The sequence below is a fragment of the Tardiphaga sp. 866_E4_N1_4 genome, from assembly GCF_052076075.1.
Taxonomy (GTDB): domain Bacteria; phylum Pseudomonadota; class Alphaproteobacteria; order Rhizobiales; family Xanthobacteraceae; genus Tardiphaga; species Tardiphaga robiniae.
In genome coordinates this window covers 840,715-855,747 of sequence record NZ_CP197242.1, presented here as the reverse complement: position 1 = coordinate 855,747, position 15,033 = coordinate 840,715, and the positions used below count along the sequence as shown (strand labels likewise).

Here is a 15,033-nt window from a genome sequence, read left to right as displayed (position 1 = left end):
CATGGTAGCAGTCGCGCTCATGTCCTTTGTAGCGGGATGGTGCTGGAGCGGCGGAGACGTCACAATACATGGGGTATTCTCCGTCGCTGAAGCGAGGGTTGGGCGGCCGCTGACACCGATGAGCTATGCCGGGGTAGCGCGCCGGACCACCCGCCGAGCCGTTGCAGTGGGTGCTGCGGCCGGCGCCGCGGGCGTCTATTATGGCTCATCGTGCAGGCAAGTCGTGGACGCCTATGGGCGAGTCACGACGGTCTGTTGACGTCAGCGCTGCCTGGCCCGGCTGTTGCGGAAATGCGCACACGCTGACACTGTGTCATAGCGACTGTTCGCGAGTCTCAGACGGTTGGGGAGGACGATGAATCGCTGCATCCCCGTTGCTGTCACGGATCGACTACGCCTGGTCGTACGTCTGTGTGTCTGCGCGCTGCTGTGGGCGTCCATTCCGTTCGACATTGCCGGAGCTACTGAGCGTAGTGACATTAAGCGCGTGCTGGTACTTCATTCATTCGGTCGGGAATTTCGCCCCTGGAGCGAGCATGCTAGGAGCATCAAGGCGACGCTCGAGCGGCTTTCGCCGTGGCCGCTGGACATCCAGGAACATGCGCTGCTCACGGCGAGGTTCAATAACCCGGGTCCGGAAGCACCGTTCGTTGACTATTTGAACTCGCTCTACCATGGCCGTCCACCTGATATCGTGTTGAGCATCGGAGCGCCGGCGGCAACGTTCGTTCAGAAGTATCGCGAGCAGCTTTTTCCCGGAACGCCAATGGTTCTGACGGTGGTGGAGCAGCGGCTGGTGAACCGCGTGAACCTCACGGACAACGACACCGTCATTTCGGTCCGCAATGATTTTCTGGCCGCGTTCAAGAATATTCTTCAGGTCATGCCGGAAACTCAGACGATTGCCGTTGTGATCGGTGCCTCAGCATTGGAACAATTTTGGCTTGAGGAGCTAAAAAGGGAATTGAAGCCGCTAGAGAACCGTGTCGCCTTTGTCTATTACACCGATCTTCCGTTTACGGAAATTCTCAAGAGAGCGTCTGCGCTTCCGCCGCACACCGTCCTGTTCTGGGGTTTGATGTCTATCGACGCTGCCGGTGTCAGCCATGAAGGCGACCTTGCCTTGCGTAGCCTTCATGCAGTCGCCAATGCGCCGATCTTCTCCTACCAGGAAGCCTTTTTCGATCCAGAAACCGTTGGCGGCCCGATGCATTCGATCGCCGAAACCAGCAAGCAGACTGTCAACGCAGCGGTTCGAATCCTTGGCGGCGAGAAGCCGGGGAACATCAAAGTCGAGCCAATTGAATTCGCTGCGCCGAAATTCGATTGGCGGCAAATGCAACGCTGGGGCATCAACCAGAGCAATCTGCCGCCGGGCAGCGAGATCCTGTTTCGCGAGCCCGATATTTGGGCGCAGTATCGCTGGCAGATTCAGCTGATTGCTGCCGTCATTCTGATCCAAACGGGGTTGATCAGCGGCTTATTGCACGAACGTCGCCGGCGACGCCTTGCCGAGATCGAGTCACGACAGCGGCTGGCGGAACTTGCGCACGTCAACCGCTATTCGGCCGCCGGAGAGTTGACGACCTCCATTGCGCATGAGCTGAATCAGCCGCTTGGCTCCATTCTTACGAATACAGAGACAGCGGAGCTTTTGCTGAAGGGGGCCTCTCCGGATCTCGCCGAAGTTAGGGAAATCCTTGCGGACATCAGGCGTGACGATCAACGGGCCAGCGAAGTGATCCGCCGACTTCGCAGCGTACTGAAGAAAACGCCGTTCGAGGTCCGGGACATCGATTTGAACAATACGGTGCGGGAGGCGATCGGGCTTGTAGAAGCAGTGACTGATCGACGCGGCATTGCGCTAATGTTCGCTGCCGCTTCGGGCGATTTGTACGTCAAGGGCGATCCGGTTCAGCTGCAACAGGTCATTCTCAACCTGATCATTAATGCAATGGACGCAATCTCCGATGCCGACGATAAAGAGCGCGAAGTCAACATATCGACGGCCCGGCTGAACGCGCACGCCGAAATCAAGATTAGCGACACCGGTCCAGGAATCGTGGTCGCGGATATCCGGAGCATCTTCAACCCATTCTTCACGACCAAGGCGCAAGGCTTGGGTATGGGACTCGCCATCGCCCGTACTATCGTAGAGGCGCACCAAGGGGAGATCTCTGCTGCAAATCAAGTATCAGGCGGCGCGCTGTTTGTGATCAAAATCCCACTCGCTCTCGCGCAGTCGTCCACCGCATGAAGTCAGAGATCCTCCAACGTCGCGGTCACTGGAAATTCGGCTTTCCTTGATCTTGATCAAAGGACCTTCCTCCCTTCCGTCGATGCTTGCTGCAGGGAACCCCGAAGGAGGGTGTGATGTTCTGCTGCCGCAAGATTCTATTCGCGCTTGCACTGGTGATGGCGATCCCTGTCGCTGTCTCGGCCCAGACGGTTGATAAGGCAGCCGCTCCAGACGTTCCGGCGAGCCGACCAACGCCGAGCGTCGAGCTGCTAAAGCCAGAGCAACTTGAGGCGCTGGTCGCACCCATTGCGCTTTATCCCGACGAACTGCTCGCGAATGTCCTGGCAGCATCGACCTACCCGCTGGAGGTAGTGCAGGCGGATCGTTGGGCCAAGGAACGCAAGTCGCTCAAGGGTGACGCGCTGAAGGAAGCGGTCGACAAGCAGGCGTGGGACGACAGCGTCAAGGCTCTGGTCAGCACTCCGGACGTCCTGGCGATGATGAGCGACAAGGTCGATTGGACAAAGAGCCTCGGCGATGCGGTGCTCGCTCAACAGCCGGATGTCATGGATGCGATCCAGCGGCTGCGGGCGAAAGCCTATGACAACAAAAAGCTCGTGACCACCAAGCAGCAAAAGGTCAGCGTTAAGGCCCAGGAAAGCAAGCAGGTGGTCGTAATCGAACAGGCGGATCCTGCGGCGGTTTATGTACCGTATTACGATCCGGCAACGGTGTACGGGACCTGGCCCTATGCGGAATATCCACCGTATTACTTCGGGTACCCGTCCTATATCGGCGCGGGTGTTGTCGCGGCGGGTGTCGCCTTCGGCACCGCATGGGCAATCGGGCGTTGGGGCAACTACTGGGGCGGTGGCTTCAACTGGGGTAACCGCAACGTCTATGTCAACCATCGCACGACCAATGTTGGAAACGGTTGGCAGCACAACCCGGCGCACCGCCAGGGCGTGCGCTACAACAACGCCAACGTTCAGCAGCGCTTCAGCAACAACAATCTGAAGGCGGGCGCCTCGAACCGGATGGATTTCCGTGGTCGCGACGGGCAGCAGGTGCTGCGTCCGAACCAGGGCGCAGGCGATCGCGCGGGAGATCGAGGCGGCGTTGGCGCCGGCACACGAGATCGGCCGGGAGGTGGAGATCGCGCCGGCGTTGCGGACCGGGCCAAAGGCGGCGCCGATCGCGCGAAGGCTGGCAATCGCGCCAAAGGCGGCGGTGATCGTGTGAAGACTGCCAACCGCAGCGGGGCCGGCGCGGCCGGGCGTGGCGGTGGAAATCGTGGCGGTGCAATGAATGTGTCGTCCGGCCGCGCGGCGGCGGCGGCGTCTGCACGCGGACGGGCCAGCATGGCGAGCATGCCGCGCGGCGGCGGCGCAAGCTTCGCTGGTGCGCGCGGAGGCGGCGGCTTTCATGGCGGTGGCGGCGGTGGTTTCCGTGGTGGTGGCGGCGGTGGTTTCCGAGGTGGCGGCGGCGGTGGGCGGCGGTCTGACATCGCTCTGAAGCATGACGTTGTCCTGCTGGGCCATCTCGCCAACGGTCTCGGCTACTATCGCTTCAGCTATCTCGGCGGCCAGAAGGCCTATGTCGGCGTGATCGCGCAGGAAGTCGAAAACGTGGTGCCAGATGCCGTGAGGCGGGGCAGCGACGGCTACCTGCGGGTGAAGTATGAGGCGCTCGGTCTGACGTTCCGCACCTATCGGGATTGGCTTGCAAATGGCGCAAAAATCCCTTCGGAGGTGTCGCCATGATCGTTTGGACGTCAATCCATCGCGCTGCATCGACAACTGCGGCGGCTGTCGTAGCGCTGGCTCTCATGGGCTCGGTGTCGGAAGCGCAACAATCCTTTCCAACGCCGGAGGCTGCTGCAGCGGCGCTTGCCATCGCGGTCAAGGGTGACGCTAGCGATATTCTAAAGGTCCTCGGCAAGGCAGCCGATGACATCGTGTCGTCCGGTGACGAGGTGGCCGACGCTGACACGCGTCTGCGCTTCACGTCCATGTATGACGCCAAGCATGCGATCAAGACGGAGGGCAACAAGAGAGCTACCTTGATGCTCGGTACGGACGACTTTCCGTTCCCGATTCCACTCATCAACACCAAGACAGGTTGGGAGTTCGATACTGAAGAGGGCCGCATCGAGGTCCTGTATCGCCGGATCGGCCGTAACGAACTTGATGCGATCCAGACCAGTCTCGCCTATGTCGACGCCCAGAACGAATATGCCGAGAAGGATCGCGGCGAGGGCGCTGGCGTTTATGCACAGCGGATTGTATCGACGCCGGGCAAGAAGGACGGGCTGTTTTGGCGTGATGATGGCGATCCGAGCCCGTTGGGTGCGTTGGTCGCAGAAGCTTCAACTGAAGGCTACCAGGTCGGTGAAAAGCCGCAGCCGTATCACGGCTACTACTTTCGCATACTGAAAGGGCAGGGGGCCAATGCTCCCGGCGGCGCGCTGATCTATTTGGTGAAAGGCAAGATGATCGGCGGCTATGGACTAATCGCCTGGCCTGCCGAATACGGAAATTCCGGCGTCAAGACGTTCGTGGTCAATCATGCCGGGACGGTCTACGAAAAGGATCTCGGACCGCAGACCGACCGGATCGTGAGGCGCATGTCCTTGTTCGATCCGGACCAGACCTGGAAGAAAGTCGATGCAGAAAAGCCCTGAGCGCGGGATATCTGCTTTGCGTCTGCTCGTGATGCATCTGACGGCAGTTGTACTGCTCACATCGACTGTTCCGGTGACGCCGTCCCGGGCTCAGGCATCCGGCTATGTTCGGGTAAAGCTGTTGAAGGCGGGGCTGGTCTTGGGAGCGGGCGGCGGCAGCGGCATCGTGACATATCGCGGCCGGGACTATCCATTCAGGGTATCCGGCCTGAGTCTCGGGTTTGCAGCGGGAGTGTCCGTCATTCGACTGACAGGATGGGCCTCGGGCATAAGGCAGATCAGGGACTTTGCCGGCACCTATAGCTCTGTTGGGGGTGGAGGCGCCTTCGTTGGCGGGATGGGCGGCGTTCAACTAACGAATGGGCAGGGTGTAAGGATTGCCCTGCGCGGACCCCGCGCGGGAGTGGAGCTTGCTGGAAATATCGGCCAGATCACAATTTCCCTGAAGGAGTGACGAGCGGATAGTCACGACGTAATCGGTTTGATTTCGTAAGAGGTGCGCACTCAGCATGAATTTATCGAAAGCGCCTGAAAGGCCTTATCTATTTTTGGGGCGGTCCGCAGAAATTGGCTGGGGATTAGTGCTGTCACGTAAACTATCCACTATTCGCGGTAAGGCCTTGATCTGCCGACAGTGCCCCTGGGTGTTCGCATTTCTGCTGTTCGCGCCGTCTGCTGTCACTGCTCTCCCGCTTACTTCGTTTCGCTATGAGACGCAGGCGCGGGAGCATTGCCATGAAGATACTGTTGTTTGGCTCGATTATCGCGACGAGGTCTATTACCTCAAGCGGCAGAGAAAATACGGGCGAGGCATGACGGGAAGTTTCGGTTGCGAGAAAGAAGCTCGGGGTAGTGGTTTTCGACGATCGCTTCTTGGGAGACGGTGAACGCCGATTCGCCGGGATGACCGACTACAGCGGGACGAGGATAAAATCTATCCTACTGGCGATTCAGACGCGTACGGCGGGCGCTGACGGTTCTCGTCCAAACCTCATGAAATTTCCTGGCTGAAGTCTTGTCGATATGCGGACCGATCAAGGCCGTCATAGCGAATGTGAGATCGTCGTAGTCGATCTCGCAGGTTTCGGCTCGCTGCTTAGGCAAGATGTCGTTCGCGACGATATCGGCAAACAGCTTCTTGTCCGCGCCGTAAGCGATACACAAAACATTGAAAGCTCGCTGGGCCGGCATCGAATGCTCGTCCGAGAACTTATCGCGAGAGGACAGGGGCTCCGCTTCCGGAAGCTCCTTTGCGCGAAGATAGGCTGCGCCGAGGATCATTCTGCGGGCCTCGGCTTTGCTGAGCCGGAGCATGACGTAAGCGGAGAACTGATCGGCCGCATCCTCCTCCCGGCCGAGGACAGGGATTTGCAGCATGTCGAAAACAGCATGTCCGGTCTCGTGCAGGAAAACGTCGAGCGCTGGACCGAGAATTGTGTCGGCTTTGGAGACCCCAGCAGGGAGATCGCGCGTCGTCGCATTCTTCAGAATCTCTGCCAGCAGTTCGTAGCACAACGTGACGACCTCATCTCCGTACCAGGCATCGGGAACGCCGTCGCAACTCACGACTTTGAGTGTGAGCGGATGGGGAAGGCGGAGAGGGCTCAGCAATTGCTGCAGGAGTTCAAGGGCTCGGCCTTGCTTGATCTGATCGTAGATCGCTTGGTGCGACGGATCTGTTGGCCGAATATACTTGTATCGGATCTGGTCAGGCTTGGCTCGCGGCGCAGCATCTACGCTGCCGATGGCGGCCATGGCGCCGAGGAGTATTGCGGTCACTGCGGCAAGCGATCGGCTCAACAAGCCGCTCCGTACTACATCCGAAACGGTCGTCCGATGGGATTGCAGATGGTCGAGCTGTGGCGACATGTTCGACCTGCTTTTAAGGGGTCTCTTCGCTCTTCGAGCAGCTCTCTCGTTCGCTTGCGGGCGGAGACGTTCGCCAGCCTTGCATCGACTTACGGCTTGCGAGTACAGGACTATCCGCAGGGTTTGGGCAACAGAGATTTGATTTTCAAGAATGGCGCGTTGAATTTGAGCTATCATCTCAGTTGTTAGAAGTGCGCCCGCGAGCAAGCGGCAGCCGCAAGCGCTTTACTTGCCGGCCCGCGCCGGGTGCCAGGGCGTGCTGGCATGCAGATCGCGGTGGCCTGGAAGCTCCGCGACCGCAATTATGAGAATGGCGACAACGAGCCGGGCAGCCGCGGCATACCGACCTCTACCGTCTCACCCCGACGCGATTGACGCCACCATTCATGTTGCCACCGGCGTTATGACGAACCGCAGCGCGCGCCACCGGACGTGCCCTAAGCGCGACGCCCGCGCGGGCAACACAACCTGAAGGATAGCTGACGTACTGGCAATAAACGACCGCGTTGGCTGGCGCCGGATTGAGAGTGAGGCCTGCAGACCCCAACAGGGCGCTCGCAATAATACCGGCAATAGTCGCCGACTTGATTGATGGACTTTTCCTCGGGTGCATGGCCGCACTCCCTCTTTCACGCTTGCGTCACCGAAGGGTGACTGGTGGAGACGCCTGTGGGGCGCGTTACTATAGCGTGAATGCTTGAAGCTCGCAGACGTTGACCTAGATCAAAGGTTTTGTCTCCGACCCGACCGGCGGCACCGTTGCCAAAGATGACGCGCTGCGGCGCTACTGCTGAGAGTAGGGAACGCGATTCATCGTCATGGGTCCGCAGGTTCTGTGGAGGGGACTGAGTTGGGACTGTGCGACCGCAACTGTTGACGATATCTGGTTTGAGAAAGGCCGTGGTTTTAATGCAAGGATAACACGCTGCCATGGCGACTGATCCAGCAGCCAAGCAAAATGACATGTACAGCAGACATGGAAAGCGATCACTGATTTTTCCATGACTTCGGTGCTTCTGCGCGAAGCGCCGGCGGCACGCTCAGACCGAGTTGCTTGGCGCTATTGACGTCGATGGATAATTCATACTTCGGTGCTAATGGGTTTGCGGATGCTGGCGTCGAGCAGTAGCTGAATCTTTCGACCGCCGTAGGGAGGACCGAGACGATGAAAATCACTTTGGCGACCATCGCACTGCTCCCGATAATCGTGACGGTGCAGATGCAGACGCTGACGGACGCAGAATCGACGTTCCTAGACCAACTTGCTACCGCAGCCGCGGTGCTCGAACAACGGTGCACCGGCTACGAGGCCAATGGCGTCGGCGGCGTCCAACAAGGGGCCAAGCTTCTCGGGAGCGCTGATGCGGCGATGGCAATGATCGAGGCTTATGACGCTGCTATAAAGGCCCACGATGCCAAGGATTACGACCGAAGTAAATTCCGTCCTGAAGTATCAGAGGCGGCTGGAAAAACGACCAATCGAGTGCTCGCGGCCTTGAGGAGAGCGCCTAAAGTGGCGTGCGCCGATTACGGCGACATAAGCGTGGAACACGGCATGCTAAGGAGGTATTGAACTGCCGCGCCGACGCCATGACAAGAATTATGTCGGCTTTGGAGACCCCAGCAGCAGAGAGATCGCGCGTCGTCGCATTCTTCAAAATCTCTGCCAGCAGTTCGTAGCATAATGTGACGACCTCATCTTCGTACCAGGCGTTGGGAACGCCGTCGCAACTCGCGACTTTGAGTGTGAGCGGGTGGGGCAGGCGGAGAGGGCTCAGCAATTGCTGCAGGAGCTCGAGGGCTCGGCCTTGCTCGATCTGATCGTAGATCGCCTGGTGCGACGGGTCCGTTGGCGCAACATACTTGTATCGGATCTGGTTGGGCTTGGCTCGCGTCGCTGCATCTACGCTGCCGACGGCGGCCAAGGCCGCGAGGAGCATTGCGGTCACAATTGCGGTCGCTGGGGCAAGCGTTCGGCTCAACAGGCCGCTCCGTATCGCGTCCGAAGCGGTCGTCCGATAGGATTGCCGATGGTTGGGCTGTGGCGACATGTTGGTAAGCCGATTCGAGCGTGGAGATTGCGCCTGTTATTTCTGATCTCGGTGCGATGCGCCGAACGCCGCACGATAGATTGCCCAGTAAGCGACACCGACAAAGCCGGCGCCGCCTATGATGTTGCCGAGCGTTACCGGCAACAGATTGTGGAATATCGCGGACATTGTGATGGATGAAGTGTCGAAATTCGCTGGCGCGTGACCGGTTTGGACTAGCAGCCACGCCAGGGGGAGGAAATACATATTGGCAACGCAGTGTTCGAACCCGGCTGCTATGAAGGCAGACACCGGCAGGATGACTGCAACGATCTTGTCGGTAACTGACCGGCCAGCATAAGCAAGCCACACCGCCGCGCAAACGAGCACGTTGCAAAGGATGCCTTTGAAGAACAGTGTCATCATATCGGGGCGAAGTTTTCCGGCGGCCGTATTCAGTATCGAAAGGCCGATGCGGCCATCATTCATATCCGGGTGATGAGAGAGAAAGACCAGCACAACCAGTCCAAGTGATCCGAGGAAATTTCCGAGATAGACGGTGGCCCAGTTGCGGAGCATCGCCGCCGTAGATACCTTTCCGCTCGCCCACGCCATCACGATCAGGTTGTTGCCCGTGAACAACTCGGCGCCTCCAACTAGAACAAGCGCAAGTCCGAGGGAGAACACTAACCCGCCGACGACGCGCACAGTGGCGAAGCTGAGATCTGCGTCGCTGGCAATGATCGTGTAGTAAAGAGCGCCGAAGCCGACGCTACCGCCCGCGATGACCGCCAGCATGAAGGAGGCCAGGAACGGTAGCGTTGCCTTCTTTATACCGACCTTTTCTACAGCTTCCTTGATTTCTGCCGGGCTGTAAGCCTGCAGATTGAAGATAGCCGGTTGCGGCGCGGGGATCCGATCGGGCATTCCTGCTCCTCCTCGATCGTCGTCACTGGCGCTATTGCCCGCCTGTACTGCCTATCGTCAAAAGCCCGACGATCTGCGCCGCGATCACTTTCAAAAGTGTCATCGATGGGAAGATCATGGCGTAGCCGATGTCTGGGCGTTCGGTCGGCGCCATTTTCGTTGAATAGACCAGGATGGCAGGGTTTCCAGTTGCGCCGGATGCCACGCCGACCAGGTCATCGTATGGGATGTTCAGAATGTAGTGGCCGACAACGAGGACGATGAACACTGTCGTCAGAAGTATGGCAACACCGATGAACAGCATTGTGAATCCCGATTCCGCTACGGTGCGGACGAAGGGCTGTCCGGAATTCACCCCAACAGTTGCGAGAAAAATCGCGAGACCGAAGTTCCGAAGAACGATGTTCGCTGGCAGAGGCATGGTCCAAAGCATCGGTCCGGTGCGGCGGAGCTTGCCGAGAACGAGCGCAACGATTAGCGGGCCGCCGCCGATGCCGAGCGTCACAGTACCCACGCCCGGAATCGGAATAGGGATCAGACCGAGAAGGACGCCCATCACCATGCCGAGACCGAGCGAAACATAGCTGAAGTCAGCAGTCGCCTTGATGGAGTCACCAAAATGTTTGCGGATGTCTTCTTTCTTGTCCGGCGGCGTCAGCACTCCGACGCGGTCGCCAAACTCCAGCATGAGGTCGGGAGATGGAACGAGGTCAGCATCGTAGCGCCGCACGTGCAAGATGTGCGCTGGCACGCCGGGCGGCATCGGCAGCTTCGAAAGCGGTACGCCGACCGTGCTGGCCTTGCCAACGAAGACCCGGATGTAATCGAGGTCGGCGCGGTCGCTCGCGAGCCGGCCCGGTTCGAGTCGGCCAAGACGTTCAGCCGCCAGTGCGATTTCCTCTTTGCGATCGGCGACGACGAGCAGGGCGTCTCCCGCATTCAGAATGGTGCCGTCGGTCGGAACGACGTTGCGGCCGTTCTGGCGGACCATCGTGATCTGCAGCTCGGCGAGAGAGTCAGTGGCGAGGTCTCCAAGCGTGACACCGGAAAAGTTCTCGCCGATAGTGATTTCGCCCATATGAAAATGCTGGGCCTTGGCCGGGAACTTGGGCTTAACGAGCCTGGTCATGAAATAGATGCAGAGAATTGGACCGATGACGCCAAACGGATATGCGATTGAATATCCGATCGACGGGTCCTTGTTCTTCATGACGTCGAGCGCGGCCTGTAGTGATGCCGTGCTTGTCATCGATCCCGCATAAAGCCCAAGGGTATGACCAATTTTGATGTTAAATATGTGCCCGAGCCCGAGCGCTACGGCCAAGCCGGTCAGGCACGCAACGAGGGCGAGCAGATTGTATTTCTGCCCAACTCCGCTCATGCCTTCGAAAAACTGACGGCCGTAGAGGATGCCGATCCCGTAGAGGAACATGATTAGACCGGTCAGTCCGATCGGACCAATGATCTGGGCTTTTGGCGCAAAGGCCCCGATCCCGAGGCCGACAAAAAGAACGGCTCCGACGCCCATGGAAAATCCGGCGATGCTGATCTGGCCGACGAGGTAGCCTAATCCAATCGCCAGAAAAGCCGTCAAGATTGGCTGGCTGCCGATGATGTCGCGCGCAAAATCCATCATGTGTCTTACTCCCAAATCTGCCGAACAATTGTTTGATCAGCGTGCTTGACATCCCGCAGCACGGAACTGTCCGAGCACCCGGTTCACCAGATCCGGACTGGGCGGTAGCGTGTCAGCAAGTTTGTATTCGAGACCCATCGCTTTCCACTTGAACGCGCCCATCTGGTGGAAAGGTTGCACTTCCACCCATTCGACATTCTTCATCGGCGCGACAAATCGCGCGATGCCATCGACATTCGCCGGATCGTCATTCTCGCCGGGAACGAGGGTGAAGCGGACCCAGACCGGCTTCGACATCGACGCCAAGCGCTCGGCAAAACGAAGCGTTGGCGCGATGTCGCGGCCGGTAGTTCGACGATATGTTTCGGGATCCGAACTCTTGATGTCGAGAAGAACGAGGTCGATCTCGGACAGATAGGTATCGTCCGCGTGATCGCCGAGGAAGCCGGAGGTCTGCACAGCCGTGTGCAGGCCCATCTTCTTGGCGCCGGCAAATATTTGCTGGGTAAACGCGCGCTGTACCATCGGCTCGCCACCCGAGATGGTTAGCCCGCCGCCAAGTGCCCGAAGGGAGGGCGCGAAATCGGCAAGGCGGCGGAGCACGTGGGCGGCCGAGACGTAGGTGCCGTCCTTAAGGTGCCAAGTGTCCGGATTGTGACAATAGGTGCATCGCAGAAGGCAGCCCGAGACGAACAGCACGGTGCGCAAGCCGGGCCCGTCGTAGCGAGAGGACGTCTCATAGGAATGGCAGTATCCGAACGTGCCTTCCTGGTCCTTGAATTTGTCCTCATCGGGCGCGTCGGGTGAAATCCCGACCCGAAGGTCATGACGACTTCCCGGCTCCAGGGTCTGCACCGTTGACATGGTGCACCTCGCTCAGATCTGGCCGTGGAAGGTGCGGCTGATCACGTCGCGTTGCTGCTCTGGCGTCAGTCGGACGAAATTCACGGCATAACCCGAGACCCGGATCGTAAGTTGTGGATACTTGTCGGGGTTTTTCATCGCGTCCTCGAGCGTTTCCCTGTCGATGACGTTCAGGTTCATATGGAACCCGCCTCGATCGAAGTACACGTCGAATGCCTTGACTGCTTCATCCACGAGTTGGTCTTCCGACAGATGAGCCTTCTGGGGAGCGACCGAAACTGTGTAGCTGATGCCGTCCTGCGCATCCTTGTAGGGTAGCTTTGCGACCGAGAGGCAGGACGCGAGCCAACCGTGGCTATCGCGTCCATGCATTGGGTTCGCGCCAGGTCCGAACGGCTCTCCTTTCCGCCGTCCGTCCGGGGTGTTTCCGGTGGCTTTGCCGTAGACGACGTTGGACGTAATCGTGAGCACGCTCTGGGTGTGTGTCGCGTTCCGGTAGGTCGGATGCTTACGGATTTTCTCCATGAAACGCGTGACGAGGCTAGAGGCGATCTGATCGACCCGGTCGTCGTTGTTACCGAACTGCGGCGTCGACTTGTTACCCTCGTTCTGGTAGTCAACCACAAGTCCCGTCGCGTCTCGCACGACGCGTACTTTCCCGTACTTCATAGCGCTGAGACTGTCGGCAACCACCGAGAGGCCTGCTATGCCGAACGCCATCGTCCGCAGGATGTCGCGGTCGTGAAGCGCCATCTCCAGACGCTCATAGAAGTACTTGTCGTGCATATAGTGGATGCAGTTCATGGCGTGGACGTAAATCTTGGCGAGCCACTCCATCGTCGTATCGAACTTGCCCATCACATCGTCGTAGTCGAGGAAATCACCCGCAACGGGCTGCGACTGAGGCGCGACCTGCTCGCCAGATACTTCGTCTCGGCCGCCGTTGATGGCATAGAGCAGTGCTTTCGCCAGATTGACCCGCGCTCCAAAGAACTGCATCTGCTTTCCGAGGCGCATTGCCGAAACACAGCAGGCAATGCCGTAATCGTCCCCCCAGAAAGGTCGCATCAAATCGTCATTCTCGTACTGAAGTGAAGAGGTGTCCTTGCTGACTCTCACGCAGTATCGCTTGAAGGGCGCGGGCATCTTGGTCGACCAGAGCACCGTAATATTCGGCTCGGGCGCCGGACCGAGATTGTAGAGCGTGTGCAGCATCCGGTAGCTGCTTCGGGTCACCAAAGCCCGCCCGTCCAAATCCATGCCACCAACGCATTCGGTCGCCCAGTAGGGGTCGCCGCTGAACAACGCATCATAGTCAGGGGTACGGAGGAAGCGGACGATGCGGAGCTTCTGGACAAGCTGGTCCCAGAGCTCCTGGGCCCCGGTTTCGTCCAGAATGCCGCCTTTCAGGTCGCGCTCGATGAAGATATCGAGGAAGCTCGATATACGGCCGATCGACATCGCGGCGCCGTTTGCCTCCTTGATCGCGCCAAGATAGGCGAAATACGTCCACTGGAATGCTTCATGTGCATTCGCTGCTGGCATGGATACGTCGCTCCCGTAGAGCTTCGCCATGGCAGCCAGATCGCCGAGCGCACGCATCTGCTCCGAGAGTTCTTCGCGCATCCGAATGATTTCGTCGGTTGGCCACATGTCGTCGATCTGGGCGCGTTCTGCCTGCTTGACCTCAACGAGACGGTCGATCCCGTAAAGAGCCAAACGGCGATAATCACCAATGATGCGGCCGCGCCCGTAAGAGTCGGGCAGACCGGTAACGATCCCGGATCTCCGACAGTTCATGATCTCGGGCGTATAGGCGTCGAACACGCCATCATTGTGCGACTTACGATATTTCGTGAATGCCTCGTGCACGCGCGCGTCAGGTTCGAAGCCGGCAGCTTGCAAACCGTTCTCAACCATCCTCAGGCCGCCGAACGGGAAGATCGCTCGCTTGAAGGGCTCATCCGTCTGCAGGCCGACAATGACTTCATTGTCGCGATCGATATAGCCAGCTTTGTGTGCCAGCATAGTGGAAGGAGAGGCCGCATCTACCGCAAGCACGCCCTTCTTTCTCTCATCCGAAAAGTAAGGCTGCAGTTTCGCCCATACCGCCTTTGTGCGCTGCGATGGAGCTGCCAGGAAAGTCTCGCTACCGGTATAAGGCGTAACGTTCCGGACAATAAAATCGCGCACATTGATCGAAGTCTGCCAGTCTCCTGGCCGGAACCCCTTCCAGCAATCTTTGGTGTCAGCTTCCTTCCTGAGTGCTGCACTTGCTTTCATGGTTTCCTCCGGTGCTTCCTCGGTCGCTGTGCCGATGGGGTGATTTTGCGCGAGCAAGTGTCTCGGATGTTGGTCCAGCCGAGCTACCGATGCTTGATCTAGATCAAGCCAACGCTGAGCCAAGCGCAGTTGTATCCACAGAGTTCTTGCCTCTCCGTCGTCTTACCCGCCCGAGCGGTCACTCAGTTTAGGGGGCTGGTCTTGCAGCGATGCGGCGGGACCGCCTGATATGTGCTGCGAACTTGTAGGGGAGAAACGGCTCTTGGCGGTGTGTGAATTAAAAGAGGGTTCCGAATGGCTGAAACACCCAAACTCTCCGTAGAGAAAGCGTTGAGTAAACTGCGTGAGAACGATGCAAAATCGGATAGTGCAGTACGCGACGAAAAGAGCGATGCGCTGAATGAAGAAATAAAACGAATGAGAGCGCAGCGTCTGCGGCTAGGTCAGCAGCCGCCCAAGCGCGACTAGTGCCTGCGAGACAAAGACTTTCGATCTCTTCCTT

Annotated in this window: 14 protein-coding genes; 7 read left to right on the top strand and 7 right to left on the bottom strand. The window is 58.7% G+C overall.

Features of this window, described 5'->3' with window-relative positions:
* Positions 1-19 precede the first annotated feature (19 nt).
* The 5 genes from AB8B20_RS04370 (at position 20) to AB8B20_RS04350 (ending at position 5,376) form a co-directional block, all read left to right on the top strand.
* Positions 20-259 (top strand): hypothetical protein, encoded by a 240-nt coding sequence (locus AB8B20_RS04370; protein ID WP_439073021.1) that lies wholly within the window; start codon positions 20-22, stop codon positions 257-259.
* Positions 260-355: 96 nt separating this feature from the next.
* Positions 356-2,257, top strand: a complete 1,902-nt coding sequence (locus AB8B20_RS04365; protein ID WP_120289540.1) for a sensor histidine kinase — start codon at positions 356-358, stop codon at positions 2,255-2,257.
* Positions 2,258-2,373: 116 nt separating this feature from the next.
* Positions 2,374-4,002 (top strand): DUF3300 domain-containing protein, encoded by a 1,629-nt coding sequence (locus AB8B20_RS04360; protein ID WP_120289542.1) that lies wholly within the window; start codon positions 2,374-2,376, stop codon positions 4,000-4,002.
* Complete coding sequence (locus tag AB8B20_RS04355) at positions 3,999-4,922, top strand: DUF2950 domain-containing protein (protein WP_120289544.1); 924 nt, start codon at positions 3,999-4,001, stop codon at positions 4,920-4,922. Before AB8B20_RS04360 ends, AB8B20_RS04355 begins: the two co-directional genes overlap by 4 nt.
* Positions 4,906-5,376 (top strand): hypothetical protein, encoded by a 471-nt coding sequence (locus AB8B20_RS04350; RefSeq protein WP_120289546.1) that lies wholly within the window; start codon positions 4,906-4,908, stop codon positions 5,374-5,376. Before AB8B20_RS04355 ends, AB8B20_RS04350 begins: the two co-directional genes overlap by 17 nt.
* 485 nt (positions 5,377-5,861) lie before the next feature.
* Here AB8B20_RS04350 and AB8B20_RS04345 read toward each other — a convergent pair whose 3' ends face one another.
* The 3 genes from AB8B20_RS04345 to AB8B20_RS04335 all read right to left on the bottom strand — a co-directional run bounded on the left by AB8B20_RS04345 (position 5,862) and on the right by AB8B20_RS04335 (position 7,979).
* The gene (locus AB8B20_RS04345) at positions 5,862-6,791 is read right to left on the bottom strand and encodes a DUF4344 domain-containing metallopeptidase (RefSeq protein ID WP_439071785.1); all 930 of its coding nucleotides are present in this window, start codon (positions 6,789-6,791) and stop codon (positions 5,862-5,864) included.
* 349 nt (positions 6,792-7,140) lie between these two features.
* Positions 7,141-7,404, bottom strand: coding sequence for a hypothetical protein (locus tag AB8B20_RS04340; RefSeq protein WP_120289550.1), 264 nt, complete (start codon positions 7,402-7,404; stop codon positions 7,141-7,143).
* Between the two features lie 374 nt (positions 7,405-7,778).
* Entirely contained in the window at positions 7,779-7,979 is a 201-nt protein-coding gene (locus tag AB8B20_RS04335) for a hypothetical protein (protein ID WP_147421633.1), read from the bottom strand.
* On the opposite strand from AB8B20_RS04335, the gene AB8B20_RS04330 reads away from it, so the two are divergent.
* Positions 7,969-8,364, top strand: a complete 396-nt coding sequence (locus AB8B20_RS04330; protein ID WP_439071784.1) for a hypothetical protein — start codon at positions 7,969-7,971, stop codon at positions 8,362-8,364. The genes AB8B20_RS04335 and AB8B20_RS04330 overlap by 11 nt on opposite strands.
* A 514-nt stretch (positions 8,365-8,878) precedes the next feature.
* Here the strand turns inward: AB8B20_RS04330 and AB8B20_RS04325 are convergent.
* Genes AB8B20_RS04325 through pflB form a run of 4 tightly spaced genes read right to left on the bottom strand, consistent with a single transcriptional unit; the run spans position 8,879 to position 14,531 of the window.
* Positions 8,879-9,748, bottom strand: coding sequence for a formate/nitrite transporter family protein (locus AB8B20_RS04325; RefSeq protein WP_120289556.1), 870 nt, complete (start codon positions 9,746-9,748; stop codon positions 8,879-8,881).
* Between the two features lie 31 nt (positions 9,749-9,779).
* On the bottom strand, positions 9,780-11,384 hold the full coding sequence (locus AB8B20_RS04320; RefSeq protein WP_439071783.1) for an aspartate:alanine exchanger family transporter: 1,605 nt from the start codon (positions 11,382-11,384) through the stop codon (positions 9,780-9,782).
* A 36-nt stretch (positions 11,385-11,420) separates the two neighbouring features.
* Entirely contained in the window at positions 11,421-12,248 is an 828-nt protein-coding gene (gene pflA, locus AB8B20_RS04315) for a pyruvate formate-lyase-activating protein (RefSeq protein WP_093758490.1), read from the bottom strand.
* A 12-nt stretch (positions 12,249-12,260) separates the two neighbouring features.
* Positions 12,261-14,531 (bottom strand): formate C-acetyltransferase, encoded by a 2,271-nt coding sequence (gene pflB / locus AB8B20_RS04310; RefSeq protein WP_439071782.1) that lies wholly within the window; start codon positions 14,529-14,531, stop codon positions 12,261-12,263.
* A 294-nt stretch (positions 14,532-14,825) separates the two neighbouring features.
* On the opposite strand from pflB, the gene AB8B20_RS04305 reads away from it, so the two are divergent.
* On the top strand, positions 14,826-14,999 hold the full coding sequence (locus AB8B20_RS04305; RefSeq protein ID WP_170849664.1) for a hypothetical protein: 174 nt from the start codon (positions 14,826-14,828) through the stop codon (positions 14,997-14,999).
* Positions 15,000-15,033: the final 34 nt, after the last annotated feature.

Bases quoted from the DNA above. Each gene is read 5' to 3' on its own strand.
- AB8B20_RS04370 (WP_439073021.1), top strand. From the start codon at position 20: ATGTCCTTTGTAGCGGGATGGTGCTGGAGCGGCGGAGACGTCACAATA.
- AB8B20_RS04365 (WP_120289540.1), top strand. From the start codon at position 356: ATGAATCGCTGCATCCCCGTTGCTGTCACGGATCGACTACGCCTGGTC.
- AB8B20_RS04360 (WP_120289542.1), top strand. From the start codon at position 2,374: ATGTTCTGCTGCCGCAAGATTCTATTCGCGCTTGCACTGGTGATGGCG.
- AB8B20_RS04355 (WP_120289544.1), top strand. From the start codon at position 3,999: ATGATCGTTTGGACGTCAATCCATCGCGCTGCATCGACAACTGCGGCG.
- AB8B20_RS04350 (WP_120289546.1), top strand. From the start codon at position 4,906: ATGCAGAAAAGCCCTGAGCGCGGGATATCTGCTTTGCGTCTGCTCGTG.
- AB8B20_RS04345 (WP_439071785.1), bottom strand. From the start codon at position 6,791: ATGTCGCCACAGCTCGACCATCTGCAATCCCATCGGACGACCGTTTCG.
- AB8B20_RS04340 (WP_120289550.1), bottom strand. From the start codon at position 7,404: ATGCACCCGAGGAAAAGTCCATCAATCAAGTCGGCGACTATTGCCGGT.
- AB8B20_RS04335 (WP_147421633.1), bottom strand. From the start codon at position 7,979: ATGGTCGCCAAAGTGATTTTCATCGTCTCGGTCCTCCCTACGGCGGTC.
- AB8B20_RS04325 (WP_120289556.1), bottom strand. From the start codon at position 9,748: ATGCCCGATCGGATCCCCGCGCCGCAACCGGCTATCTTCAATCTGCAG.
- AB8B20_RS04320 (WP_439071783.1), bottom strand. From the start codon at position 11,384: ATGATGGATTTTGCGCGCGACATCATCGGCAGCCAGCCAATCTTGACG.
- pflA (WP_093758490.1), bottom strand. From the start codon at position 12,248: ATGTCAACGGTGCAGACCCTGGAGCCGGGAAGTCGTCATGACCTTCGG.
- pflB (WP_439071782.1), bottom strand. From the start codon at position 14,531: ATGAAAGCAAGTGCAGCACTCAGGAAGGAAGCTGACACCAAAGATTGC.
- AB8B20_RS04305 (WP_170849664.1), top strand. From the start codon at position 14,826: ATGGCTGAAACACCCAAACTCTCCGTAGAGAAAGCGTTGAGTAAACTG.